Annotated in this window: 21 protein-coding genes; 4 read left to right on the top strand and 17 right to left on the bottom strand. The window is 48.3% G+C overall.

Annotated elements, in window-relative coordinates:
• Nucleotides 1–382 precede the first annotated feature (382 nt).
• From METBU_RS0121935 to METBU_RS24970, 5 genes are all read right to left on the bottom strand, one after another.
• A complete protein-coding gene (locus METBU_RS0121935) occupies nucleotides 383–2,551 on the bottom strand; it encodes a TonB-dependent receptor plug domain-containing protein (RefSeq protein WP_017842664.1) in 2,169 nt (722 codons plus the stop codon).
• Nucleotides 2,552–3,708: 1,157 nt separating this feature from the next.
• On the bottom strand, nucleotides 3,709–4,980 hold the full coding sequence (locus tag METBU_RS24975; protein ID WP_235726437.1) for a sulfite exporter TauE/SafE family protein: 1,272 nt from the start codon (nucleotides 4,978–4,980) through the stop codon (nucleotides 3,709–3,711).
• A 436-nt stretch (nucleotides 4,981–5,416) separates the two neighbouring features.
• Nucleotides 5,417–5,974 (bottom strand): 16S rRNA (guanine(966)-N(2))-methyltransferase RsmD, encoded by a 558-nt coding sequence (gene rsmD / locus METBU_RS0121915; protein WP_017842660.1) that lies wholly within the window; start codon nucleotides 5,972–5,974, stop codon nucleotides 5,417–5,419.
• 4 nt (nucleotides 5,975–5,978) lie between these two features.
• Nucleotides 5,979–7,277 (bottom strand): M16 family metallopeptidase, encoded by a 1,299-nt coding sequence (locus tag METBU_RS0121910; protein ID WP_017842659.1) that lies wholly within the window; start codon nucleotides 7,275–7,277, stop codon nucleotides 5,979–5,981.
• Nucleotides 7,277–8,638, bottom strand: a complete 1,362-nt coding sequence (locus METBU_RS24970) for a M16 family metallopeptidase (RefSeq protein ID WP_017842658.1) — start codon at nucleotides 8,636–8,638, stop codon at nucleotides 7,277–7,279. The genes METBU_RS0121910 and METBU_RS24970 overlap by 1 nt, the downstream gene beginning before the upstream one ends.
• Before the next feature lie 256 nt (nucleotides 8,639–8,894).
• On the opposite strand from METBU_RS24970, the gene cyoE reads away from it, so the two are divergent.
• Both cyoE and METBU_RS0121895 read left to right on the top strand, forming a co-directional pair.
• Entirely contained in the window at nucleotides 8,895–9,785 is an 891-nt protein-coding gene (cyoE, locus tag METBU_RS0121900) for a heme o synthase (protein WP_412768473.1), read from the top strand.
• 6 nt (nucleotides 9,786–9,791) lie between these two features.
• Nucleotides 9,792–10,802, top strand: a complete 1,011-nt coding sequence (locus METBU_RS0121895; protein ID WP_017842656.1) for a glycosyl transferase family protein — start codon at nucleotides 9,792–9,794, stop codon at nucleotides 10,800–10,802.
• Between the two features lie 67 nt (nucleotides 10,803–10,869).
• Here METBU_RS0121895 and METBU_RS0121890 read toward each other — a convergent pair whose 3' ends face one another.
• A complete protein-coding gene (locus tag METBU_RS0121890; protein WP_017842655.1) occupies nucleotides 10,870–11,505 on the bottom strand; it encodes a PilZ domain-containing protein in 636 nt (211 codons plus the stop codon).
• Nucleotides 11,506–11,940: 435 nt separating this feature from the next.
• Between METBU_RS0121890 and METBU_RS0121885 the strand changes: the two genes are divergently transcribed.
• Complete coding sequence (locus METBU_RS0121885) at nucleotides 11,941–12,561, top strand: transglycosylase SLT domain-containing protein (RefSeq protein ID WP_017842654.1); 621 nt, start codon at nucleotides 11,941–11,943, stop codon at nucleotides 12,559–12,561.
• Nucleotides 12,562–12,838: 277 nt separating this feature from the next.
• Nucleotides 12,839–13,258 (top strand): FKBP-type peptidyl-prolyl cis-trans isomerase, encoded by a 420-nt coding sequence (locus METBU_RS0121880; RefSeq protein ID WP_175421729.1) that lies wholly within the window; start codon nucleotides 12,839–12,841, stop codon nucleotides 13,256–13,258.
• Between the two features lie 483 nt (nucleotides 13,259–13,741).
• Here METBU_RS0121880 and METBU_RS0121875 read toward each other — a convergent pair whose 3' ends face one another.
• The 11 genes from METBU_RS0121875 to cheY form a co-directional block, all read right to left on the bottom strand.
• On the bottom strand, nucleotides 13,742–14,119 hold the full coding sequence (locus METBU_RS0121875; protein WP_017842652.1) for a DUF2802 domain-containing protein: 378 nt from the start codon (nucleotides 14,117–14,119) through the stop codon (nucleotides 13,742–13,744).
• Nucleotides 14,119–14,292 (bottom strand): hypothetical protein, encoded by a 174-nt coding sequence (locus METBU_RS28335; RefSeq protein ID WP_017842651.1) that lies wholly within the window; start codon nucleotides 14,290–14,292, stop codon nucleotides 14,119–14,121. Before METBU_RS28335 ends, METBU_RS0121875 begins: the two co-directional genes overlap by 1 nt.
• Nucleotides 14,293–14,348: 56 nt before the next feature.
• Entirely contained in the window at nucleotides 14,349–14,825 is a 477-nt protein-coding gene (locus METBU_RS0121865; RefSeq protein ID WP_017842650.1) for a chemotaxis protein CheW, read from the bottom strand.
• Nucleotides 14,826–15,431: 606 nt separating this feature from the next.
• Nucleotides 15,432–16,151: a chemotaxis protein CheW gene (locus METBU_RS0121860; RefSeq protein WP_017842649.1), complete on the bottom strand. Its 720-nt coding sequence runs from the start codon at nucleotides 16,149–16,151 to the stop codon at nucleotides 15,432–15,434.
• Entirely contained in the window at nucleotides 16,151–16,954 is an 804-nt protein-coding gene (locus METBU_RS0121855; RefSeq protein ID WP_017842648.1) for a ParA family protein, read from the bottom strand. The genes METBU_RS0121860 and METBU_RS0121855 overlap by 1 nt, the downstream gene beginning before the upstream one ends.
• Before the next feature lie 141 nt (nucleotides 16,955–17,095).
• Nucleotides 17,096–17,989, bottom strand: coding sequence for a flagellar motor protein MotD (gene motD / locus METBU_RS0121850; RefSeq protein ID WP_017842647.1), 894 nt, complete (start codon nucleotides 17,987–17,989; stop codon nucleotides 17,096–17,098).
• A gap of 13 nt (nucleotides 17,990–18,002) precedes the next feature.
• Nucleotides 18,003–18,755 (bottom strand): flagellar motor protein, encoded by a 753-nt coding sequence (locus METBU_RS0121845; RefSeq protein ID WP_017842646.1) that lies wholly within the window; start codon nucleotides 18,753–18,755, stop codon nucleotides 18,003–18,005.
• The gene (locus tag METBU_RS0121840) at nucleotides 18,755–19,855 is read right to left on the bottom strand and encodes a protein-glutamate methylesterase/protein-glutamine glutaminase (protein ID WP_017842645.1); all 1,101 of its coding nucleotides are present in this window, start codon (nucleotides 19,853–19,855) and stop codon (nucleotides 18,755–18,757) included. The genes METBU_RS0121845 and METBU_RS0121840 overlap by 1 nt, the downstream gene beginning before the upstream one ends.
• Before the next feature lie 172 nt (nucleotides 19,856–20,027).
• Complete coding sequence (locus METBU_RS0121835) at nucleotides 20,028–22,313, bottom strand: chemotaxis protein CheA (RefSeq protein ID WP_017842644.1); 2,286 nt, start codon at nucleotides 22,311–22,313, stop codon at nucleotides 20,028–20,030.
• Nucleotides 22,314–22,323: 10 nt separating this feature from the next.
• A complete protein-coding gene (locus tag METBU_RS0121830; RefSeq protein WP_017842643.1) occupies nucleotides 22,324–23,049 on the bottom strand; it encodes a protein phosphatase CheZ in 726 nt (241 codons plus the stop codon).
• Between the two features lie 15 nt (nucleotides 23,050–23,064).
• Complete coding sequence (gene cheY, locus METBU_RS0121825) at nucleotides 23,065–23,439, bottom strand: chemotaxis response regulator CheY (RefSeq protein ID WP_175421695.1); 375 nt, start codon at nucleotides 23,437–23,439, stop codon at nucleotides 23,065–23,067.
• Between the last annotated feature and the right edge of the window lie 490 nt (nucleotides 23,440–23,929).

The raw sequence follows: 23,929 nt of genomic DNA, 5'->3' as shown, positions 1-23,929 counted from the left end.
AAGGAAGGAACGCGTCATTCCGCCAGGGATTGGCGGAATCCAGGGCCACGGTTGGCAATGCGTAGCACCACTTCCATGCAACATGGGTATCGACAACCCATACCGATATGACGAATAAAGCCATAAACGCACCATAGAATAGGCACTAAGTTGGCGCTTTGGAGTGCCCGGTCCCTCACCTAAGCTAGATGAGGGACCTACATAGACGTATTCACTGCGTCCTTTTACTAACACCTCGGTGCCGAATTTCGATCTACGATGGGTATATAATAGGGAGCAGATTCGAGCAAACAGAAGATAACGAGGATATTCGCTCCGCTTCTCCGCTATTTCGAAGTGCTATATCTATAAAAGCCGAACGGTTGGTATACAGATATTATGCTTACCATTCATACGACAACGTTACATAAACATTACGACCAATGCCGGGCAAGCGGTCGCCTATGTTCGTACCGTTTTCGATATTATTCGCTGCGCGGTTCAAGCCGTTCAGATGCACACGATATTCTTTATCGAGCAGGTTTTCGACACCCGCGCCAACCTGTAACCCTTTATAGAGTTCCGCCTGGCCGCGAATATTCCATAATGCATAACCGGATGTTTTAGGCTCTTCATTAAACTTCGAAACGTCCCCTTGACGCCAATAACCGACGACCTCAGTTCCAAGACTCCATCTCTCGTCGTCATAAAACAATGAAACCAAACCATTTAGGGGCGCGATACGGTAAAGATTATCGTCGGCATCGGCCCGGTCGCCCTTGACATAACTGATTATGCCGTCGACCCGCCAATTATCCATTAAGCGAAAACCGGCTTCGACATCGGTCCCATAAAGAATCGCATCGATATTCGCATATTGCAATAAAGGCATTCTTTGAGCCGGCGGAATCCCGGCCGCAGCATCTTGTGCATTAGATATCGCAATGGCCGATGCATTGGTGGCGCGCACGCCTTGAATATAGTCGTCAACGTAACGATAAAATGCCCGCGGCGCAAAATAAAACGAACCTTTTCGCCAAGTAATGCCTAGTTCGCCTTGATAGGATTTTTCAGGACTCACGTTCAAGTCGCCTATATAGCGATAGCCATCTGCCAAGCCACCGGTCGCTTCGAACGGCGCCCATAGGTAGCGTTCCTGATAACTCGGTGAACGAGTCTTACGAGCGAAGCCCAACTCCACTTCCAATTCATCCGTCAAGTTGTGGCGAATAATACCCGTCAAATCATAATTGAAATCGGTTTTTTCACGACTCTGATTATTAAAGTCGTTAACAATGGTTTGCCAATGTCCGCGCATAACTGGATTCGGAATCGATGTCATGCTCGTCGAAATATTGCGACTATTCATTTCGATGTGATTGACGCGAGCACCCAACTCAACAGTCCAATCTTGAACCGGCGAAACATTCCATTCAGCAAAAAAACCGTAACGATCTCGCTCGGCGCCATAAAAATTCTGAATGAAAAAGTCCGGAACATCTGGATTTGTCACCAATGCATCATGATTGGCATTATCTCCGTCGGCCCCGACCGTCATTAGACCCGACAATAGCGGAAAATCGATCGCCAGTCGGTAACCGAAACCGTCCGCTTCATTGGTCGACAAACGTTTTCCGGTAACCGGCGGCCGCCTCAGGCTAAAGTTATTCATCGTATGCCGAATATCCTGGTAGTTATAAGCCGCTTTGATGCCGACAACATCGTTGATTCGTCCCGAATAGCTCGTGGTCAATATGCCGCCTTCGGATAGAATGATATCCATCGGCAACGCAGGTGTACCGGTCGGACGGGTATGGTTATAGTTAAAATCGACATCGACGACATGCTCTTCGTAACGGAAGCCGTAGCCGACTTCGGCCGCTTCGCGGTCATGGCGGGTAGGCACGTTTTTACCGCCCGGATATCTGAAATCGTTACCGAATTCCTTACTACCGTATGCATGTAAACGATGATTCGCGGTCGCCACGCCATTATATAAGGCGCCATACCAGCCGTCGTTGGCACTATTGTAGCCCGCCGAAAATTTACCGGTCCAATCGTACAACTCGCCATCCTCAGTAAACTCCGGACGCTTTGTTTCCTGAACGATCGCGCCGCCGATCGTTTCGATACCGCTGCTAACCGGAGCAATGCCTCGATAAACTTTCAACAGACTGGTCATAGCCGCCGGCACATGACTCAACGGTGCATCCATGGAATTAGTACAAGCCGGCTTGTAGTTCATGCCCTTGAAATCGACATTGACTCTGTCGCCGAACAATCCCCGATATTGGGCAATTCCGGACAAGGGGCCGAGCCCGTTGACATTACCACCTGGCACACGCATCAGCAAATGTGCAGCATCATTAATACCGCCCTGCTCCGGCAACACGCCGGTCATGTTCGGACGAATGATCTCGCCGCGAATCTCCATGCGTTCGAGTTCGACGGTTTCTTTTTTCGGCTGTTTCTCTTCGTCTTTCTCCGCCTCCTGGGCAATTAAAGGTTGAGAAGCCAGAAGCGTTATAGGTATAGCGATTAAATTTGCGGAAATAGATTTTTTAAACTTCATAAGACTCAAAAGATAGGCTCGTTAAATGTACTTCAGCGTAATTAAAAAATGAGGCGCCCAACAAAAAATAGGAACGACACTATTTCAAAATTAAGCATTCATTATGGCGATCAAATTGGAAACAAATGTATTCACCGTGCTTTTATCGCACACCATCGATCAGAACTGGATTGACTTGACTTGACTTGACTTGCGCTTGCCGGGATATACAGGAAACCGAAATACCTGGAGACTCGCTGCAGAACCGATGCTCATATAGCTTCAAAGATCCGATACCTCCTGACACACTAAAACAGCCCCGGAAATTGGAGTTAAGTATAAGTTTTAAAACAATTTTTACCAAAAATCTTAGGATAATAACTGATCGGCACTTTATAAAGGCATTTTCTATGCCCTTTTTTATTACTATCGAACATTCTTTGCCTAGCCCAATTTTTTCAATGCGTTGAGCGAATCGCTAGCTACAAAAAAACTCTAACGTTAAAAATTAACTGCGTTATTTAACACAGTTTAATAGGTCATTTCACATACTTTATAAATCACACGTATTTTTGTACTTCGGCAACGATTGCGGTTTTATTACTCCCTTTGTACTCAAAAAATGGTTAGCTTTATGAAGGTATGGGCTGTGGCTAGCGAGGATGTCGGCAACAGGGAGATCTGCCGTCAAGCCCCCATGGATGTGTTTACGGCGGTCCTCGATAGACATATCCCATGCCTTTTATTCCAGCAATTCCCAATTTGGAGATCAAAAAGGGTGTGGGATATGCTTGGCGAGGATGTCGGCAGCAGGGAGCTGCCGCCAAGCCCCCATGGATGGGTTTACGGCGTTCCTCGACAAGCATACCCCACACCCTAAAATCGGCGAAACTGCTCAAACTAGGAATTGCTGCTTTTATTCTTAGGCGGTTTTTAAGTCAAAAGGGAGTATGTTAGGATCTTATACATATACCTTTAGCACTTCAAATTTCGGCAGTGCCCGAGGAGGCGCCGGGTTGTCCGACAAAGGCTTTGCCAGCATGGAGCCGGCATAGAGCCTACATGGACGTATTCACGGCGTCCTTTGGCGGACACCTAGGCGCCGAATTTTGATCTACGACGGGTATAAAATAATTGTCGCAAATAAAACTCCGGCTTCGAATCCATTGCAGCATAAATCAATGATCAGGCTGATCGTTTTTGAAAAATAGCTTCACCTCGTGCCAGGCTGAAACCATATTGCTTCGAATCGTTTGATAGACGACCGCCGCCCTGCCCTGCTCGGTCTCAGCCGAGACGGCGGCCTGATCCACGACGATAAAAGTTCCGGGTATCATGCCCATCCAACAACTCCACGGCACGACACCGCTTTCCGGTGGCGTAAATTCGACCGTTTGTTCGCCTTGCTGCAACTTGACTTCCAATCCGTATTGGGGCACGACGATCGCGTTATTACACGCCGTCAACTCCTTGCCATCGATGACCCATTTAACCGGTATGCCTTTACGCAAAGTAAATTGATTGGGCGAAAAACCGCTCCTCAGCACGTCCATATGAATAATCTGTTCAGTCGGGAATTCTTGAGTCTCGGCAACAACCGGCGAAAAATGCAGCGAAGCCCGCGCCAACATCGTATTGAAATCCATGCCGGTACCGGTAACCGCCAAGCCTCGATTCAACATAATTGCACCCAACGCCATCACAATCGCGCCGGATGCTTTCAGCAACTTCGGCGTCAAATTCACCGACAACAAGCTGGTCAGAAACCCGAAGCCCATCAATAAAGGCAGCGTGCCGAGGCCGAAAAAAAACAACAATACCGCGCCTTCTGTCCAACTGCCGGTGCCGGCCGCCATGACATACATTGCCTGCAGAGGTCCGCAAATAATCATCAAACCGTTCAGAAGTCCAATGACGAAAGGATTACTATGCTTGCGGTATTCCTTGCCGATGAAACGCATCACAAAACCAGGGGTTTTGATACGGAAGTGGCTCAATGAAGGAAACCAATCCAGCATATGTAAGCCGAACAAAATCAAAAAAATCCCGGCCGCGACACCGACCGCCCCCTGCGTATACGGCGTGAAGGCGACGACAGCACCGAAAGCGCCGAACAGAGCGCCAATGGCGGTATATGACAGAGTCTTGCCGATGCCGTACAGCAAATGCGCCCAATGCGACTTGTGTCCTTGTGCTGCGCTTTTGGCCGAATAACCGACAATCAGCGGCCCGCACATTCCGACGCAATGAAAACTGGTCAAAAAACCGACGACGAACAATAAACCATAGCCCATGTCTCGACTCAATGACGGCATGTCCGAATGATTCATGAACCAGCTATCGAGCCATAAAATCAGTCCGATACCCAATAGCGCCGCCAGGATGGAAAAAATTCGTTTTAAAACCTGTTGAACAGGACGCTTCATAGATGTTTCGTTGAGTTCAGACATGATTGCTTTGCTTTGAATATTGCTTTGAATAAAGTTTAATAAATCGAAGATATGCTATTTCAACCCAGAATCAGGATGCTTTACCCGCTTGCTTGATATCAATGATTTTCGATATTGGACGCCAGTCGAGAAATATACCCTTTGCTAGTCAAATTTCGGCGTCGGGGTGCCCGTCAAAGGACGCCGTGAATACGTCCATGTAGGCTCTATGACAGCATCCATGCTGCCAAAGCCTTTGCCGAACACCCCAGCGCCTCCATGCGTCAATGCCGAAATTTGAAGTGCGATGGGTATAAATAGGAAAGTTATTTACGACCGAATCCTAATACGATTAATACCACCGAGATGGAGAGACTTTGAAAGTATTCAATATAGCGAAATAACCATGAAGAGCATGAAGCAGCGAGCGTTGAAACTTATATATAATCAGGAAATCTTATTCAGTAAACCGTTCGTATAACCGATACGCGACCTCGCCGGCCGTTTTATCTTTCAGAAGTCGCCAGTTTTCGGGCATGCCGGTGAGATCGAGCCCGGTTTCCGTTTCAAGGTAGATTTTAGCCCGCGCGGACAACCAGCCTTTATCTTCGAGCCATTGACAGGTTTGTACCGCGAGACCTTTGCCGAAAGGCGGATCGAGAAAGACCAGGTCGAACGATTCGGCGTCGCCGGCCAAGTAGCGGAAGACATCCTGATTGACGATTTTGATTCGGTCGGTGGATAAAACAACGGTATTTTCTTTTAGATGCCGACAAGCCTGCGGATTACTTTCGACCTGCACGACCGATTTTGCGCCTCGCGACGCCGCCTCGAAACCCAGCGCGCCGCTGCCTGAATAGAGATCCAGGCAACGGCTGCCAAAAATATCGCCTCTCAACCAATTGAACAAGGTTTCCCGAACTCTGGCCGGCGTCGGGCGCAGTCCCGGTGCGTCGGTAAACCGTAGATTGCGACCGCGCCATTCGCCGGCGATGATTCTTAGCTTGTTTTGCACGGATTTATTGCGCTTCGCCGACGGTAATCGTTTGCAACAATTCGGAATCGACTCGCCGCTGAAAAGCGTCCTTGATCGCCTCGACGGTCACTGCATTCACCTTTTCCTGGAAGGTATCCAAGTAGTCGAGCGGCAGACCGTAAAATCCTATCATTTCAACATAACCAATCATTTTGCTATTGGTATCGAAACGCATGACGAAACCGCCCGTGATGTTTTGTTTTGCTGCGGTGAGCTCTTCCTCGGTCGGCCCGTCCTTGATGAATTCGGTCAAGGTTTGATTCAAGACTTCCAACGCTTTGTCGGCTTGATCGGTCCGCGTTTGCAGACCCATCGCAAAAGGCCCTTTGCGGTACATCGGTGCAAAATAGCTGTAAGTGTTATACGCTAGTCCGCGTTTTTCCCGGACTTCCTCGAATAATCTCGAAACCAGCATGCCGCCGCCAAGAATATGATTGCCGACATATAACGCGAAATAGTCGTCGTCATTGCGGTACGTTCCCGGCAGACCGCTCATGACATGGGTTTGCGCGGAAGGAAAAGTGATATGTTCGCGGCGGCCTTGCTTGGGCATCGCCACTTCCGGCAATTCGGCGGGTTTCTGTCCGGCAGGTAATGTCGCCAATAATTGCTCGGCAGTTTGTTCGGCTTGTTTTCGGCTCAAATCGCCGACGATGGCCACCATCGCATTGGCCGCCACATAGTACTGACGATAAAAGTTCTTAAGATCCTCCGCTTTCAAGGGTTCGACGGTCTCAATTTCGCCGGCGCTCGGATGCGCATAGGGATGCTGTCCATAAACCGCTTTATAAAAGGCAATATCGGCCAAGGTTGACGGCGAAGATTCTCGGTGCTTTAAACCGGCCAGCGTGCGCTGTTTTTCGCGCTGAAAATCGGCTTCCTCGAAACGCGGTTGAGTCAGGATGGTTTGCATCGTATCGACCGCTTTGTCGAATAGTTTCGGCTCGGTCAAAGTCCGTAACGACAACCAAGCCATATCGCGGGATACGCCGGTTCCGAAACGGGCGCCGACGCTTTCGAAACGCTGTGCAATCTGGTCGGCATTCCAATCGCCGGCACCGGTATCTAATAATCCTGAAGTCAACGCAGCGATCCCGAATTGCTGACCGTCACGCGCACTGCCGGCATCGAAAGTGACCCGGATATCGGCCATCGGCAGATTCGGAGCGGGTACGAAATACACTCTAGCCCCCAGTTTCGTTGTCCAGTGTTCAATGTTTGTTGCCGCCCAAGCGGACTGTCCTGTCAGTATCAATAACAGACTGATCAAAGCGATACGCATTATTTGCTCTCCTTAAGTTTTTCATTGCCGGTTTGTTCAGCGATCGGTTGCGGCACTAAATAGGCCACGCTCAGGTTGTTATCGGTAAAATATTTTTTAGCGACCTCGCGCACTTGTTCGGCGGTTACCTGATTGACTTTGTCGACATATTCGTCGGCTTTTTGCCAACCTAAACCGACGGTTTCATTGATACCCAGTTGCATGCCTTGATAAAACATCGAATCGCGCTCGTAGGTAGCATTCGCGAGCACCTGCGCTTTAATACGCTGCAATTCTTCCGGTTGCACCAACTCATACTTGAGTTTTTCGATTTCTTCCTTTAAGGCCGCTTCTAATTCTTGGTGACTCTTCCCTTGTGCGGGCGTCGCGTCAAACATGAACAACTCATCGAGTCTGGAACTCAAGTTATAGCCGGCCCCTGCCGCCACCGCGATCTGTTTGCCCCTGACCAACCCGGACTCCAAGCGCGCACTACTGCCACCGTCCAAAATGCCCGCCATCACTTCCAATGCGTAGGCTTCCCACTCGTGTTCGGCCGTGTTCAGCACCGGGACTTTATAACCCATGACCAGATACGGCAATTTATCGGGCAAATTGACGATCATGCGCCGTATGCCAAGTTGCTCGACTTCGGTTTGCGGTTTGACCGGCTTGATATCGCTGGGCTTGAGCGGTCCGAAATATTTTTCGGCCAATGCGAACACCGTTTTCGGTTCGACATCGCCGATGACGACCAATGTGGCGTTATTCGGCGCATACCATTTTTGATACCATGCCTCGAGATCGGCAATCGTGTAGTTCTCTATGTCCGTCGGCCAGCCGATAATCGGATTTTTGTAGGGGCTGTTCGAATAAGCCAGTGCGGCGAAATGCTCCTGGGTTTTGGATCGAGGCTTATCGTCGGTGCGCATCCGACGCTCTTCGTAAACGACTTGCAGTTCTTTTTGTAATTCCTCATCCAGTAGCTTGAGATTACGCATCCGATCGGCTTCCAGTTTGAAGCTGACTTCTAAACGGGATTTTTCCATCGTCTGGAAATAAGCCGTATAATCGCGACCGGTAAAAGCGTTTTCGTTGCCGCCGTTGGCCGCGATGATTCGGGAAAATTCGCCGGGTTTGAGCTCGTCGGTACCCTTGAACATCATGTGTTCGAGCATATGAGAAATGCCGGTAATGCCGCCGGGCTCGTAGCTGGAACCGACTTTGTACCAGACTTGGGAAACCGCGACTGGCGAGCGGTGATCCTCTTTGACCAGGATTTTCAAACCATTGTCTAAAATCCGTTCGTGTACTTTAACCGCCGCTTGTGCCGGCAACAAGAACATGCCGGATAATACCGCACTCGCAATTTGCAACTTCATAACATCCTCTCTGTAGTAAGGTTAACGCGTCCGACTATTTGATAAATCAATAGTTCACTGTATTCTATACTTCGCGCGGTCACATTTTCGGCTTTCTGACGCGCTCTTTTGTCCGGTAGCTGCGTTGCGAAAACAGTTACATAGCTTGCTATGCGCCTGTTTTCGCGCCTTGCTACCAAACAAAATAGCATTGCCATAAAAGCCGAAAATGTGACCGCGCGAAGTATATCTTAATATAAATGTTGGAATATTTTCGATAATGACTAACCCATCCGCCCTGCTCTCCTGGCGTGACTATCTTGAACTGTGCAAACCCAAAGTAGTTGCCTTAATCGTTTTTACTGCCGTGGTCGGCATGTTGCTGGCCGTGCCGGGCATACCGCCCATCGACACTTTGATTTACAGCACCGTTGGTATCGGACTCGCCGCCTCATCCGCCGCGGCCGTTAATCACTATCTCGATCAGAATGCCGACGCTCTAATGGGTAGAACGCAAAACCGCCCATTGCCGAAAGGCTCGTTGGACTCAATGAATGTCATCGTTTTCGCATCGCTGCTCGGCTTATTATCGATGCTTTTATTAGGCTTCTTGGTTAATCCGCTGACCGCATTTTTAACCTTATTGTCGCTAATCGGTTATGCCATTATCTATACCGTGTATTTAAAACGCATGACGCCGCAAAACATCGTGATCGGAGGCGCGGCCGGCGCAGCACCTCCGGTTTTGGGCTGGTGCGCGATGACCGGCGAAGTTCACCCTTATTCGTTGCTTTTGTTTTTGATTATTTTCGTTTGGACACCGCCGCATTTTTGGGCTCTGGCGATTGCCAGGCGCGAAGAATACGCCAAAGTTAAAATTCCGATGTTACCGGTTACACACGGTCCCGAATTCACCAGACTGCAAATATTACTGTATACAGTGCTGCTCTTATTAGTGACATTGCTGCCTTATTTAACCGGCATGAGCGGGCTGATTTATCTCTTCGCCGCAATTCCTCTCGGCCTCGGCTTTATTTATTATGCTATTTTGATGATGCGACACAAAGACGACAGAACGGCAATGAAAACATTCGGTTTTTCGATTATTTATTTAATGCTGATGTTTGCCGCGTTATTGATCGATCACTATATCGTAGTTGGATTGTAATCCGCCATGACAACACAAGAACATCCTTTCGCTGAATATATCCGCATTCTCGGTAAAGGCAAAAAAGGCTCGCGCCCGCTGACTCGAGAAGAGGCCTATCAAGCGATGCGCATGATTTTGGCCGGCGCAGTGCTACCCGTGCAATTAGGCGCATTTTTGATGCTGATGCGGGTTAAAGAAGAAACCCCTGAAGAGCTGGCCGGCTTCATTCAAGCCGCGCGCGAAACTTTTAGCCAAACCGGCAACACTTGTCCCGCCGACCTGGATTGGTCTTCCTACGCCGGCAAACGACGCCACCTCCCCTGGTTTTTGTTGTCGGCATTATTGCTCGCGGAAAATGGCGTCAAAGTCTTCATGCACGGCGCCGGCGGTCATACCGAAGGTCGGATTTATACGCAGGATGCTCTGAAATACCTCGGCATCGAGCACGCCGCCTCTTTACAAGAAGCGCGACAACAACTCGAAGAGCGGAGCTTCAGTTATTTGCCGCTGGAATACTTCTGCCCGAAACTTCATGAAATCATCGAATTGCGTCCGATCATGGGCTTGCGCTCCCCGGTACACACGCTCGCCAGAATGTTGAATCCTTTTAATGTCAAACACAGCATTCAGGCGATTTTTCACCCGGGTTACCGCCCGGTGCATCAAGAAGCCGCTTTGTTATTAAACGACCTTCATGTCGCGGTATTCAAAGGCGAAAGCGGCGAAGTCGAACGCAATCCCGACGCCGATTGCCTAGTACAAAGCGTTAAGCATGGCGAATTATACGATGAGGAATGGCCGAGAATGTTCGAACGCCGCCATGTTAAATCAGAAACGCTCGATCCTAAGCAGCTCGCTGCAGTCTGGCAAGGCGATATCGAGGACGAATACGGCGAAGCGGCCGTTATCGGTACCACGGCGATCGCTTTGAAGCTGCTAGGTAAAGCAGACAGTCAAGAACGCGCCATGAACATGGCCGAGGAGTTTTGGGGGCGACGCAAGCCGTTTGATAATGGCTCTAGCAAGTATTTTTGATTATTGCGCAAAGCTGCTCAAACATGAAAAGTTTGAGCCGACCATCCGTTTGCAGGATATCCTTCAACTATCCTTTAACCACGCCCGGATTGCGGGGGGAGAATCTCGGAATACCTTCAACAAAGGTTTTTTCCAAGTAATTGTATTCCAAACCTAATAGGGTATTCCCGTCCTGATAAGTCACCCATACGACCTTAACTTCGCCGAGCAGGTCGAGTCTTTTGAAGTTGAACGCGGCGATTGCCCCCGGTTCCACGTCAATTCGCTCAGGTAACGTAACCATTAAGCCGTCTACCGATACATTAATCGTGTTGAAATGATAATTATGGCCGTTAAGGATTATGAGCCCTGGCGCCTCTAATTTTTTCCTGTAGGCATGTCTTACATAAAACAAATTTTCTACATCGTGCTCGACATTTCTAAAATCCAACGCCAAATAAATCCGACCATCGATCATATCGGCTCGAACAATTTCGGCTTCGCCGGCAAGTCGCATTTCTTGCAGGTAGATATCGACGATAGGCGATATCTTTACTGTTTTGAACAAGCCTTCAACATCATTAATTCGTTCATGATCTTCCAATTCAGCCAAAAGACCTGTGATCGAGATGTTGCTCAAGGTAATCGGAAGTTCGTCCCCATCCAGGTAAATTAATCCATGGGAGGTCAGTTTTTTCCGATAGTGGCGTTTTTCGTATGGCATTGTTAACCTATATTACATTCATTACATTTTTGTACGACTTTCGCTATTGAAGCTATGGAGCCGAAAGAAACCGATATCTATTCCTTTCGCTCTTCAAATTTCGGCAATGTCTTAAATGTAACTATTCAGTCCCCCGGAAATTATCGTTCCCACGCTCTGCGTGGGAACGCCTGAGTACCGCTCCAGCGGTACGAGACGCTAGAGCGTCTCGATCTTCATTCCCACGCCGGAGCGTGGGAACGATAGGGGTGTGTGAATAATTACCCTTAAATTGCTGACAATAACCGGAAAATAAACAGCGCTATTTTGTATTTCCAAATCGTAAAGGGCAAGCCTTGTGCTCTTATAATTAAATTAAATAATGACTAGTGTAGACTATTATTTTCATTTTTCGCTTCGAATCTCGTCTTTCAGAATTTGATTGTCTATTTTTTTATGCTGCTATCCATTCGATCGTTAAAAATAATTTTAACGGCTATCTCGTTTCTTATTTTACAAGCCTGCACCACTGCTCCGCCAAAAAACACTGAAAACATTTGCGAAACTTTCAGAGAAAAAAGCAACTGGTACAAACACGCAAAAACCTCTTATCAAAAATGGGGGGTCCCTATTCCTGTCCAAATGGCGATCATACATCAAGAATCTCGCTTCGTTGCCGATGCCGCGCCGCCAAGACGGAAGTTATTGGGATTCATCCCTTGGTTTAGAAAAAGTAGTGCCTATGGATATGCTCAAGCATTGGACGCCACTTGGGGCGACTATATAAAATATAACCGTCGCTGGAGAGCCGACCGCGACGACTTTGCCGATGCGGTCGATTTTGTCGGTTGGTACAATCACATGAGCCATAAAAGGCTCGGACTAGCTAAATCGAACGCTCGGCAACTATACCTGGCCTATCACGAAGGTCATACGGGATTCCGGCGTCAAACGTTTTTGCAAAAACCTTGGTTATTAAAAGTTGCAGAAAAAGTCGACCGCAAAGCCCGTATTTACGATTCGCAATTAAATTCATGCCGGAACGAATTTGAAAGCAAGAGCTGGTTTTTTTGGTAAACTATGCCGCTTGTTCGTAGTTGCGAACAAGCGGCATCACCGGAAAAAAAAGGACAAACCGGTATTGGAGATAGAAGGCGCTAACATACTCACATCTGAGCTAGAAGGATTAGCTACTATATATTGGGATTAAGAGTTCAAGCTTATTGACTTTTTCTCGCAACTTCTCCATAAATGGATACACTTCCTTATAACTCACGACAGGAGGAAAAAATCTGTGACTAAACTGCATATCCGTGTTTTTTCAGTTTTTACCGCTATAATTATAGGATTTACGATGTTCTCAATGGCCAATGCGACCACCCCACAGGAAAATAAAGAAGCAGGCGAAGCCTTTCTTGCCGAAAACGCCAAAAAAGCAGGCATAAAAACCACAGCGAGCGGCCTTCAATATGAAGTTTTGAGCGAAGGAAGCGGCGCCACCCCAAAAGCCTCCGATAATGTAACCGTTCATTACAAAGGCACAACAATTAGCGGCGAAGAATTCGACAGTTCCTATGGCAGAGGCGAGCCGGCCACATTTCCGTTAAACCGAGTCATTGCCGGTTGGACCGAGGGACTGCAATTAATGAAGGAAGGCGCTAAGTACCGTTTTTACATACCCTCAGATTTGGCTTATGGCGAACGCGGCGCCGGTCGCGCGATCGGCCCTAATGCCACACTCATATTCGATGTTGAACTGATCAAAGTTCAATAAAGTTAAAACGATCGGTGCGTTTGGCGAGAATGTCGGCAGGAATTGCCGACATTCGGAGTAGACGGTTGTATACCTATCGCACTTCAAATTTCGGCATTAGCGTATGGAGGCGCCGGGGTGTTCGGCAAAGGCTTTGGCAGCATGGATGCTGTCATAGAGCCTACATGGACGTATTCACGGCGTCCTTTGACGGGCACCCCGACGCCGAAATTTGACTAGCAAAGGGTATATCTCAGCCCGTCATCCATGGCCGTACTATCACAGAGCTTAGCAGGACGGGGCTTGCAATCCCGTTCTTAACGGTTCGACCGTATCCTGAGCAAGTCAAAACGTTTGGGGCGGATTGAATAACCCGCCCCGCGTGAAGAATGCACCGCGTACCATTGCGCACGCCTTCCGGAATTCCCCGGAATAAAAAAGGTACGCGATGCGTACCCTACGACTAATTAAATATTTTCGCGCGTTTCGTCGACAAAATGCCTTTTATTTAGCCCCATGCAACCGAATCAATAATACGGCCTCATCACGACTAATTCCGAATTTTTGAATCAATTCAGCCGCATCTGCGCCGCTTCGCACCTTTTGAATGATCGCGTGATAAGGCTTCGCTTCTTCCTCTCTTTGTTCAAAGTCGTTGATTTTTTCGTTCAATTCCTTGAGTAATTCAGCAGTCTCGGCTAATCGGTTATCGACACCGACCGATGCCGAACATAAACCGACAATATCCAAATTATGATTATTCAGGTGTTCGGACAAGGCTCGATAGCTGCGCTTAAGCTTAATATGATCGACTGTTAACCATACCAGCAAAATCGACATAACGCTCAGTACGGCAAGACCGGCATATAAAATCTCATTCATCAAACAACTTCGTCGATATGCTGAGCAGGCCCTGTATCGTCTTGCTGCTCCGATTCAGAACCCTTTTCCTGCTCGTTTTGTTGTTTTTTCTTATCCGGCCGATCTTCATCATTAGTGACTTTAGCCGGTTTAATAACCGGATATGTCGGTACTATCGGTTGTATTTCGATCATGACCGCCTCTCTTAGCCGCGGCTCAAGGAAGTTGCTGTTTCAAGTTACGATTAACTTCAAAACATATCCAATTCCGCTTTCTCTTCATCGCTTAAAAACTTATTTAGGTCGACTAGAATCAATAATTCATTATCTCGGCTAGTCACCCCTTGAATATACCTAGAAGTATCTTCATTGCCGACGTTCGGAGCCGTTTCAATATCGGATGATCTCAACTCGACGACTTCGGCAACGCTATCGACCAAAATACCGATAATATGCGATTCGGTTTCGATTATGACAATGCGCGAATTATCATCGGTCTCCTTCGACATTAAACCGAATCGATTACGCGTATCGATCACGGTAACGACATTGCCTCGCAAGTTAATGATGCCCAGCACATAAGACGGCGCACCCGGAACCGGAGCGATTTCTGCAACCCGCAGCACCTCCTGCACTTGCATGACATTGATGCCGTACTTTTCATCACCGAGACGAAAGGTTACCCATTGCATCACCGGATTGTTTTGTTTCGTATCGAATTCACTCATTCGCGATCACCGCTTCATTATTCAAAGTTATTATTTTTTGCAAACCGTATCCGCCCAACTACTAACCCTTCACTCTATAAAAAGAATTTTGTCCACGAAAATCACGAAATTTAAAGATTATAGTTAAGCACAACGTACCACTCCACAAGCAGCAATTCCCAGTTTGAGCATTCTCACTGGATTTAGAGCGCGGGGTATCCCTGTCGAGGAAGCCGTTCGCCCAGCACCTAAATTATCCCAGATAGTTATCATAGCCAATGGACTATGGAATTTAGGTGCTGGGTAAACCCATCCATGGGGGCTTGACGGCAGACCCCTGCTGCCGACATCCTCGCTAGCCACACCCCATACCTTCATGAAGTTAGCTAATTTTTGAGCATAAAGGGAGTAAATCCCTTCCTGCCAAGGTACCTTCGTATTGCGGCTTTTTCCTATCTTTCTTGTCGTCACTGGACGCTGGAGCGTCCAGGGCTGCGTTCCCACGCTGGAGCGTGGGAACGATAACCTTTAACCTTTAACCTTTAACCTTTAACCTTTAACCTTTAACCTTTAACCTTTAACCTTTAACCTTTAACCTTTAACCTTTAACCTTTCACCTTTCACCTTTCACCTTTTTACCTTTCTTCGCGGCGTCAGCTGTTTGACATCGATCACGGCGGTCAACTCTTCGATTACCGTTCCGATCAACCATGGCCGCTGCTTACGGTTAGTTCTCCAACGAACTTGCTCGGGGCGCACTTTACCGATCGACAAGAGTTCGTCGCAAGCCAAGCCCCAATTGCCGTCCTGGGTAATTAACATGCTTTTAAAAGGCTGTTCGATTAAATCTCGTTTATTCGCATAACCTTTCCCTAAAATCAATTGTCCGGAATCGAGAATACCGATTTTTCGCTCCTGGTCTTCCAGCAAACCAATAAACCACGAGGGTTGCCCAGGGATTTTAGTGATCCTCTTATCGAATTTAATGGCTCTGGATAATTCGACCAAAGGAGTTGCCAGAATGAGCTGGCCAATTCTAAAAAATAAGGCTTGGAATTCATATTGCGCCCATGTCGGCATCACAGCAAGCGGCATGGTAGGTTTTGGAACCAATTGTAGTTCAACCAAAGCCGGCATTTTGGCAACGGTCTCGCTTTTTTCCTTTATTTTCGATTCGACGCGCATTTTCGGCACGGACGCTTTGATCTCAGGCACCGATGGCATAATCACTTCAGATTCTTCCGTCGGCATTTCCTCCAGCAAGGTTTTCAAATAACTGTCGAGCGCCAACTCCTGATGAATAATCTGTTGCTCGACATCCAAATTGTTATTGTAGAAACCCGTCATTAAACTGTCGCCGCTTCTTTGACTGGCTGGTTATCATGCAATAACAAGCAATCCAGCAGGGCCGAGTAGGCTTCCACGGCTTTCGATTCCGGCCAATAAATCGATAGCGGTATACCTTGCGTGCTGGCATCCCTGATTTTTGTATCGATCGGTATGATCGAATTCCAAAGATAATCCGGATATTGCTGTTTTAATACTCTAAGGCTTTCTTGTGCGGCGCGCGTTCGTTTATCGAACATCGTCGGTACAATCGTGTATCGAGGCGCATGGGTACGTGATTTATAAACCATATCGAGCGTATGCATCATGCGCTCGAGCCCTTTGACGGCTAAAAATTCGGCTAAGACAGGCATGATTAATTGCTGACACGCAGCCAGTGCATTGATCATCAACACACCGAGCATTGGCGGACTATCGATAATAACGTAATCGTACCGGTCGGCTACTTTGACTAAGGCATTGTTGACTACCAATCCCATGCCGCCCATCGATGCGACTTGCCGGTCCAATGTCGCAATCGCGGTCGCGGCCGGCAACACAAACAAACCGTCGAATTTGGTTTTTACGATATAAGGCTCGGGCCCTGCGTTTTTCTTTTTCAAACTGGCATCATGAAAAAGATTGTATACGCTGGCCTTGACTTCATCGGGATTCATTTTGAAATAACTCGTCAATGCACCGTGCGGATCGAGATCGACCAATAACGTACGAAACCCCCAGGAAGACAATAGACCGCCAAGCGTAACGACAGTCGTCGTTTTGCCTACACCGCCTTTCTGATTGGATACCGTCCAGACCTTCATAAAATGCCTTTCAACCTAAATTCATTAGCTACACCGCAAAAAACTCGGTTCACGAAGATTTTCCGGTTCTCACGGTCTTCCGCGGGAACCCATACCTTGGCCGCCGGAGCGGTGGGAACGAGGAAGGTAATTACCCCACCACTATGGAGAACCTTGAGTATTGTTTATTTCAGCTTCGGTAACCGGTGTGATATTCAGTAATTTCGCTCTTTCTTCGTCATTAGCGCCGTAACGGGCAAAAGCATGCGACATCAACACCACCACAACCCTTCTATTTTGAAATCGACCTGCTTCGCTACTGTTATCGGCTATCGGATGAAATTCTCCATAGCCGACCGCCGATAATCGTGACGGCGCTATCCCCTCATTGACGAATTCCCTTACTACGCTAGTCGCGCGCGCCGAAGACAATTCCCAATTAGATGGGAATTTAACGGTACTAATCGGGACCGTATCGGTATGCCCTTCGACATTGATGACATTCGGCATACGTCTGACAATTTCCGAAACTTTTTTCAAAACCGGTAACGCTTTTGGCGATAACTCAGCCTCGCCGCTCGCGAATAACAGCTCGCTATTCATTTCTAGCTCAATCCAAAAGTCATGTTTTTTAACCGCCACCAAATCCTTTTCGATAAATGGCGCCAAGACTTCCGACATTTGTTCGGACGCCTCGATCAAATTGCGCCGCTCACGTAGGATTTCCTCACTAAGCTCATGTTTTTTTTCAACCTCTTCCAAAGTCGGATGAGGTAACTCGACCGGCTGAACGGTCATCGGCTCTTCCCCGATTTGAATCGGCTGCACCACGGTAAAGGGAGTGCCTTCTCTACCGGAAATCGCCGATTGCGATTGCCTTTTCGAAAAAGCCTCGCCCAACGAGTCGGACAGTGTCTTATATTTACCCTCATTGACCGACGAGATCGAATACATCACGACAAAAAACGCAAATAACAAGGTAATAAAATCGGCATAGGAAATCAGCCATCGCTCATGATTTTCAGGTTCGGCCAATTCTTTCTTTTTGCGCCGCATCAGACCCTCCGAGCTAATCCCGACCTTCAATTAAAAAACCGGATAATTTCAATTCGATATTTTTTGGATTTTCTCCCTCGGCGATTGCTACGATACCCTCAACCAATAATTCCCTAGCTTGCGACATTGTCAAAATTTGCATCTTCAATTTGTTTGCAACCGGCAAAAAAATCAGATTGGCAAAGCCAACGCCATAGATCGTCGCAACAAACGCCGTTGCAATGCCGGATCCCAGCAAACCCGGCTCGGCCAGATTTTTCATGACATGAATGAGACCGATCACTGCGCCGAGAATACCGATCGTGGGCGAATAACCGCCCATGGCTTCGAATACTCTAGCCGCCTGTAAATCGCTAAGCTCCCTGGTATTAATCTCTAATTCCATACAATCCCGAATCACTTCCGGTTCGCTACCGTCGACTAAAAGCTGTAGACCCTTGAGTGCGAACGGATCGATTTCAGTATCGAGAACCGATTCCAGACCCAGCAGGCCTTCTTTTCTGGCCAACGCGCTCCATTCGACCATTTTGTTAACTTGTTGCTCAAGCACTTGTTTTCGGGGCTTGAATATCCATAAACTGATATTAAGCCCTCGTAAGAATACCGTCGGCGGAAATTGCAACAATGTAGCCCCTAACGTACCGCCTAAAACGATCAGTAAAGCCGGTCCGTTTAATAGCGCTTCGGCATGCCCGCCGTCCATTATCGTACCGCCGACGATCGCCACGAAACCTAACACGACGCCAATGAGACTTAGATAATCCATTAGGTAATCCGGCTCAATTGCCGACCTATTTCATCGAGACTGTAAACATTATCGGCCAAGCCTGCATCGATAACCGCTTTAGGCATACCGTATATCGTGCAACTTTCTTCGTTTTGCGCCCAAACTATCGAACCGGCTTGCTTGAGTTTGCGCGCACCTTCTTTACCATCCGACCCCATACCGGTTAAGACCACCGCCAACACGGCATCGTGAAAATGCCGAGCGACCGAAGCCAATGTAATATCGGCACATGGGCTGTAAATTTCTCCGGCTATTTTCGGCCTCAGAACAATCGACTTACGCACGCCGGAGCCTTTCAGTTCCAATTGCATTCCTCCCGCCGCAACCAACGCCGTTCCCGGCTCTAAGGTATCGCCATCGCGTGCTTCCCTAACTCTAATGCGGCATAATTGATCCAACCGCTCTGCAAAACTGGCCGTGAAATTTTGCGGCATGTGTTGAACAATGATCACAGGCAACGGGCATGACTGCGGAACTTGGCTTAACACTTTCTGCACCGCAACAGGACCGCCGGTCGAGGCGGCAATTACCATAATGCGTAATGCGCCGAATTGTTTCGCTGTTTGCTGAACCTCGTGCTTAGTCGGTTTTTCGAGCGATGTTTCAGCTAGTTCGATTTTATCCTTAGTCAGCGCTACGCTGCTTTTTGTTTTTATTTTTCCGGTTTGCAAGGCAACCATGCGTACCCTTCGCCGGAGCAAGCGTTTGGCCGTTTCTCGGTCGGCATCGATCTCATCCAGGCGCTTAGGTAAAAAATCCACCGCGCCGGCATGCAAGGCATCCAATGTCGCTTGCGCACCTACCTGAGTCATCGCCGAAAACATCAAAATAGGGGTCGGCGTTTCCGCCATAATGCGCTTAACCGCAGTAATGCCGTCCATCAACGGCATCTCGATATCCATCGTTATGACATCGGGCGACAAGGCAGCCGTCAGCCTAATCGCTTGCAAACCGTTATTGGCAATACCTATTACCTCAAATTCGGCGCGTCCCTCGCTATCTTTAGACTCCTCAAGAATTTCCTTGATTCTTTTACAAATAAATCCGGAATCGTCGACTATCAATACCTTAACGGCCATGAACTTCTATACCTTTCGTGCTTCATATTTCGGCAGAGCCTAAGAAGGCACCGGGGTGCTCGACAAAGGCTTTGCCAGCATGGATGCTGGCATAGAGCCTACATGGATGTATTTACGGCGTCCTTTGACGGGCGCCCCGGTGCCGAATTTTGATCTACGATGGGTATCATTATTAACACGCATATCGCTTCATTAAACCGGGCACGTCGAGAATCAGTGCAATGCGCCCGTCACCGGTAATCGTCGCCCCCGAAAGTCCGTCCAAGCCTTGCAGTTTCGCGCCCAAAGCCTTAATGACAACTTCTTCTTGACCAATTAATTGATCCACGACAAAACCGACTTGACGGCCACCGGCATTGACCACGACGACATGCGCGGAAACTTGTTTATTGAGTACATAATTCGGGTCCTGCACGAGCCATTCTCCGAGATAAAACAGCGGCAGGGCTTTGTTTCGGACCATAACGACCTGCTGTCCGTCCACGACATTGGTCACACGCAGATCCAGATCGAGAATTTCCAACACGCTACCCAACGGTAATGCGAAGGCTTGATCGGCCAGCTTGACCATCAACGTCGGCATGATCGCAAGCGTCAAAGGCACCTTGATGGTAATCGTGGTACCGACGCCTTCCTTTGAATCGACTTCGACGGTACCGTTCATTTGAGAAATGCGGGTCTTTACGACATCCATTCCGACACCCCGCCCCGAAACATCGGAAATCTCCGTTTTAGTCGAAAATCCGGGCATGAAAATTAAATTAAAACATTCACGCTGATCCAGTCGAGCGGCAGTCTCGGCATCCATTAAGCCCTTTTCGACGACCTTGGCCCGCAATGCATTGGCATTCATGCCTTTGCCATCATCCTTTATCGATAGCTCGATATGATCGCCTTGCTGCGAAGCGGTCAACACTACCACTCCTTCGACGGGCTTACCCGCCTCTGCCCGCTCTTCCGGGCTTTCGATACCATGATCGACCGAATTTCTTACTAAATGCACCAACGGATCGGCCAAAGCCTCGACCAAGTTCTTGTCGAGATCGGTTTCTTCTCCAACCAATTCGAGCCTTATCTGTTTATTCAGGCTACGCGCCAAATCCCGGACCACGCGCGGAAAACGACCGAATACTTTTTTAATCGGTTGCATTCGGGTTTTCATGACCGCTAATTGCAAATCGGCTGTCACAACGTCCAGATTGGCAATGGCTTTGGTCATCTGATCGTCGCTATCGGATGCCGATTTAAGCGTCTGCAATCGATTTCTGACCAACACCAATTCACCGACCATATTCATGATATCGTCGAGTACCTGAGTATCGACCCGGACCGTGGTTTCGACTTGCGGAGTTGACGCCGGAGCGGCTTTTGAAACGGCGGGCTTTTGATCTTTAGTCTCATGCCGCTCTATTTCCTTAATAGCGGGCGACGGCTTAGCAGCAGGCGGCGGCTTGTCTTTATTGTCGGAAACGGATTCGACGGCAGGTTTCTTTTCCGTCGCCTTTGGAACTTGAACGCCGATTTCGGCAATTACCGAAGGATTGAACTGCCCTTTACCATGCAATTGATCGAGCAAATTTTCGAATTCGTCTTCGGTAATTTCATCGGAATCCGAAGCCGCCGGCGCCGATTTGTCGGCAGGCATCGATACCTTTTCGGCGTTTTCCGATTCGACTTCTGCATTCGATGCGGTTTCGCTTCGATCGGATTTGGGCGATGTCGGCGAACCGCCTTTGCCATGTAATGCATCGAGTAGTTGCTCGAATTCATCTTCGGTAATTTCATCGGCAGCCGAAGCCGATTGCGATTCGCTCTGCGTTATTTTTGGCGAGGTCGGCGAAGCGCCTTTACCATGCAAAGTGTCGAGTAATTGCTCAAACTCTTCTTCGGTGATTTCATCGGAGCTTGAATTTTCGGCATTCCCTGCGGATTCCTCGCCGGCCATGTTCAGCATCGATTCGAACTCTTTCTCGACAATATCGATTTCATCGGCGTCGGCAATAGGCGATGGCTCTTGTTCTTGTTCTTCCGCGCGCCATTGTTCGAGCGCTTCGGCTTCGACGGCTTTGCCGGGCAACGTAAAAGTCTGAAGCTTGTTCAGCAATGTCTGCGACGCCGGTTGGGGCTCTTGTCCAACACGAATCTGACCGAACATTTCGTTAACAATATCCAACACCTGAAGCACGACGTCCATTAATTTAGGATCGACTTTTCTATCGCCTTGTCGAAGCACATTAAAGACATCCTCGGCTTTATGGCAAATTTCAACCAGAGGGTCTATCGCTAAAAAACCGGCACCGCCTTTGACGGTATGAAAACCTCTAAATATGGCATTGAGCAAATCGTAATCATCGGGCATTTGCTCGAGTTGAACCAACTGCTCGCCCAATAATTCGATTATTTCACCGGATTCGACTAGAAAGTCCTGTAAAATTTCGTCATCCAGATCAATCGCCATAATTCAATCCTCAAAAGCCCAAACTGGATAGCAAATCGTCGACATCGTCTTGGCTAGTCGCCACCTCGCTGTGTTTATCGTCGACACCGGGCACGACCGGCCCGGGCAATTCGACGCTCGACATAGCCGCCTCTCTCGAAGCCGCTTTAGCGCTTGATAAACGGATTAAATCGACCATGCCGTTTTCCAAGTCTTCGACCATCGCAATCACGCGCCTGATGATTTGTCCGGTAATATCCTGGAATCCTTGAGCCATTAAAATATCGTTGAGCCCGTTTTGCATAATTTCCAGAGATTTAACCGACTCATTGAAATACTCGGTGATTTCCTGGCTCATGCCCTTAAACTCTTCGAAGGGCATTTTTCGAATCAGAAAACGTTCCCAGTTTTCGGCAAGTTTTGTGGCTTGCTCATTGAGCATTCGCGCAACCGGGACGATATCCTCGACAACGGTCAAAGTTTGATCCGCAGCTTGCTCGGTCATTGTAATGACATAACGCAGTCTTTCCTTCGCATCCGGAATTTCCTGCGCGGCAATCTCGGTGATTTTCGAATCCACGGAAAAATGCACCATGGCATCGTGCAATTGCCGGGTTAACCGACCCACTTCAATAAATAACTGGCTCTCGCGGACCCCGGCTATTTCATCGAGAATTCTGTCGGCCGTTTGCTCGTCTCCTTCCTCCAATGCCTTAAGCAGGTTTTTAACCTGACTGAGGCGATCTTTATCGGTCATTCAATCCCCTCAGAGCTAATTGTCTATGCGTTCAAAGATTTTTTCGATTTTTTCTTTGAGCGTCGCGGCGGTAAACGGCTTGATGATATATCCATTGACGCCTGCTTGAGCCGCCATAATAATCTGTTCGCGCTTAGCTTCGGCCGTAACCATTAAAACCGGCAACGAGGCAAGATCCGGGTCGGCTCGAACGGCCTTCAGTAAATCCAATCCGGACATGCCCGGCATATTCCAGTCGGTCACTAAAAAATCGATGCCTCCGGATTTTAGTCTCGGCAGAGCGGTTTTACCGTCATCGGCTTCGGCCGTATTAGTAAAACCCAAGTCCCTCAGCAAGTTTTTTATAATACGTCTCATCGTCGAAAAATCATCCACAATGAGAATTTTCATATTTTTATCCAAGGATAGTCTCCAACCCACTCAACTTAATAAATAAAACTTTTTTAACGTTTGATGCTACGCATCGCATATCTTTTTCAATAGCACGGCCAACCCCCATCACGCTCTTTCCCAAGCTCCAGCTCTCATCGTTATACATAAGTCAAGAATTACCGTTTTGCAATCTTAGCCAATGAGGCCTCGATACCATTTTTTGTCGCCCAACGTTCCCGACTTCGAAATCGCGATCTGGGGATCGCTCCCACAGAGCATCCGACCCCTTGTGGGAGCGACGCCTTCGTCGCGATTTCGAAGCCACTGATGTTCAATATCCGCAATTTTATCAAACAGCACAGCCGCGTAGGGTACGCTGTGCGTAACATGGTAACCCCGCAATGCCATGTGCCAACCGAACCTTTGGCAGGACGGGGTTTGCAACCCCGTCCTAAACGTTTCGACCGTGATCGGAGCAAGCCGAAATATTTAGGGCAAAACGAAACAC

The organism is Methylotuvimicrobium buryatense 5G (assembly GCF_000341735.1).
GTDB lineage: Bacteria > Pseudomonadota > Gammaproteobacteria > Methylococcales > Methylomonadaceae > Methylotuvimicrobium > Methylotuvimicrobium buryatense.
This window is presented reverse-complemented; position numbering and strand designations above follow the sequence as displayed.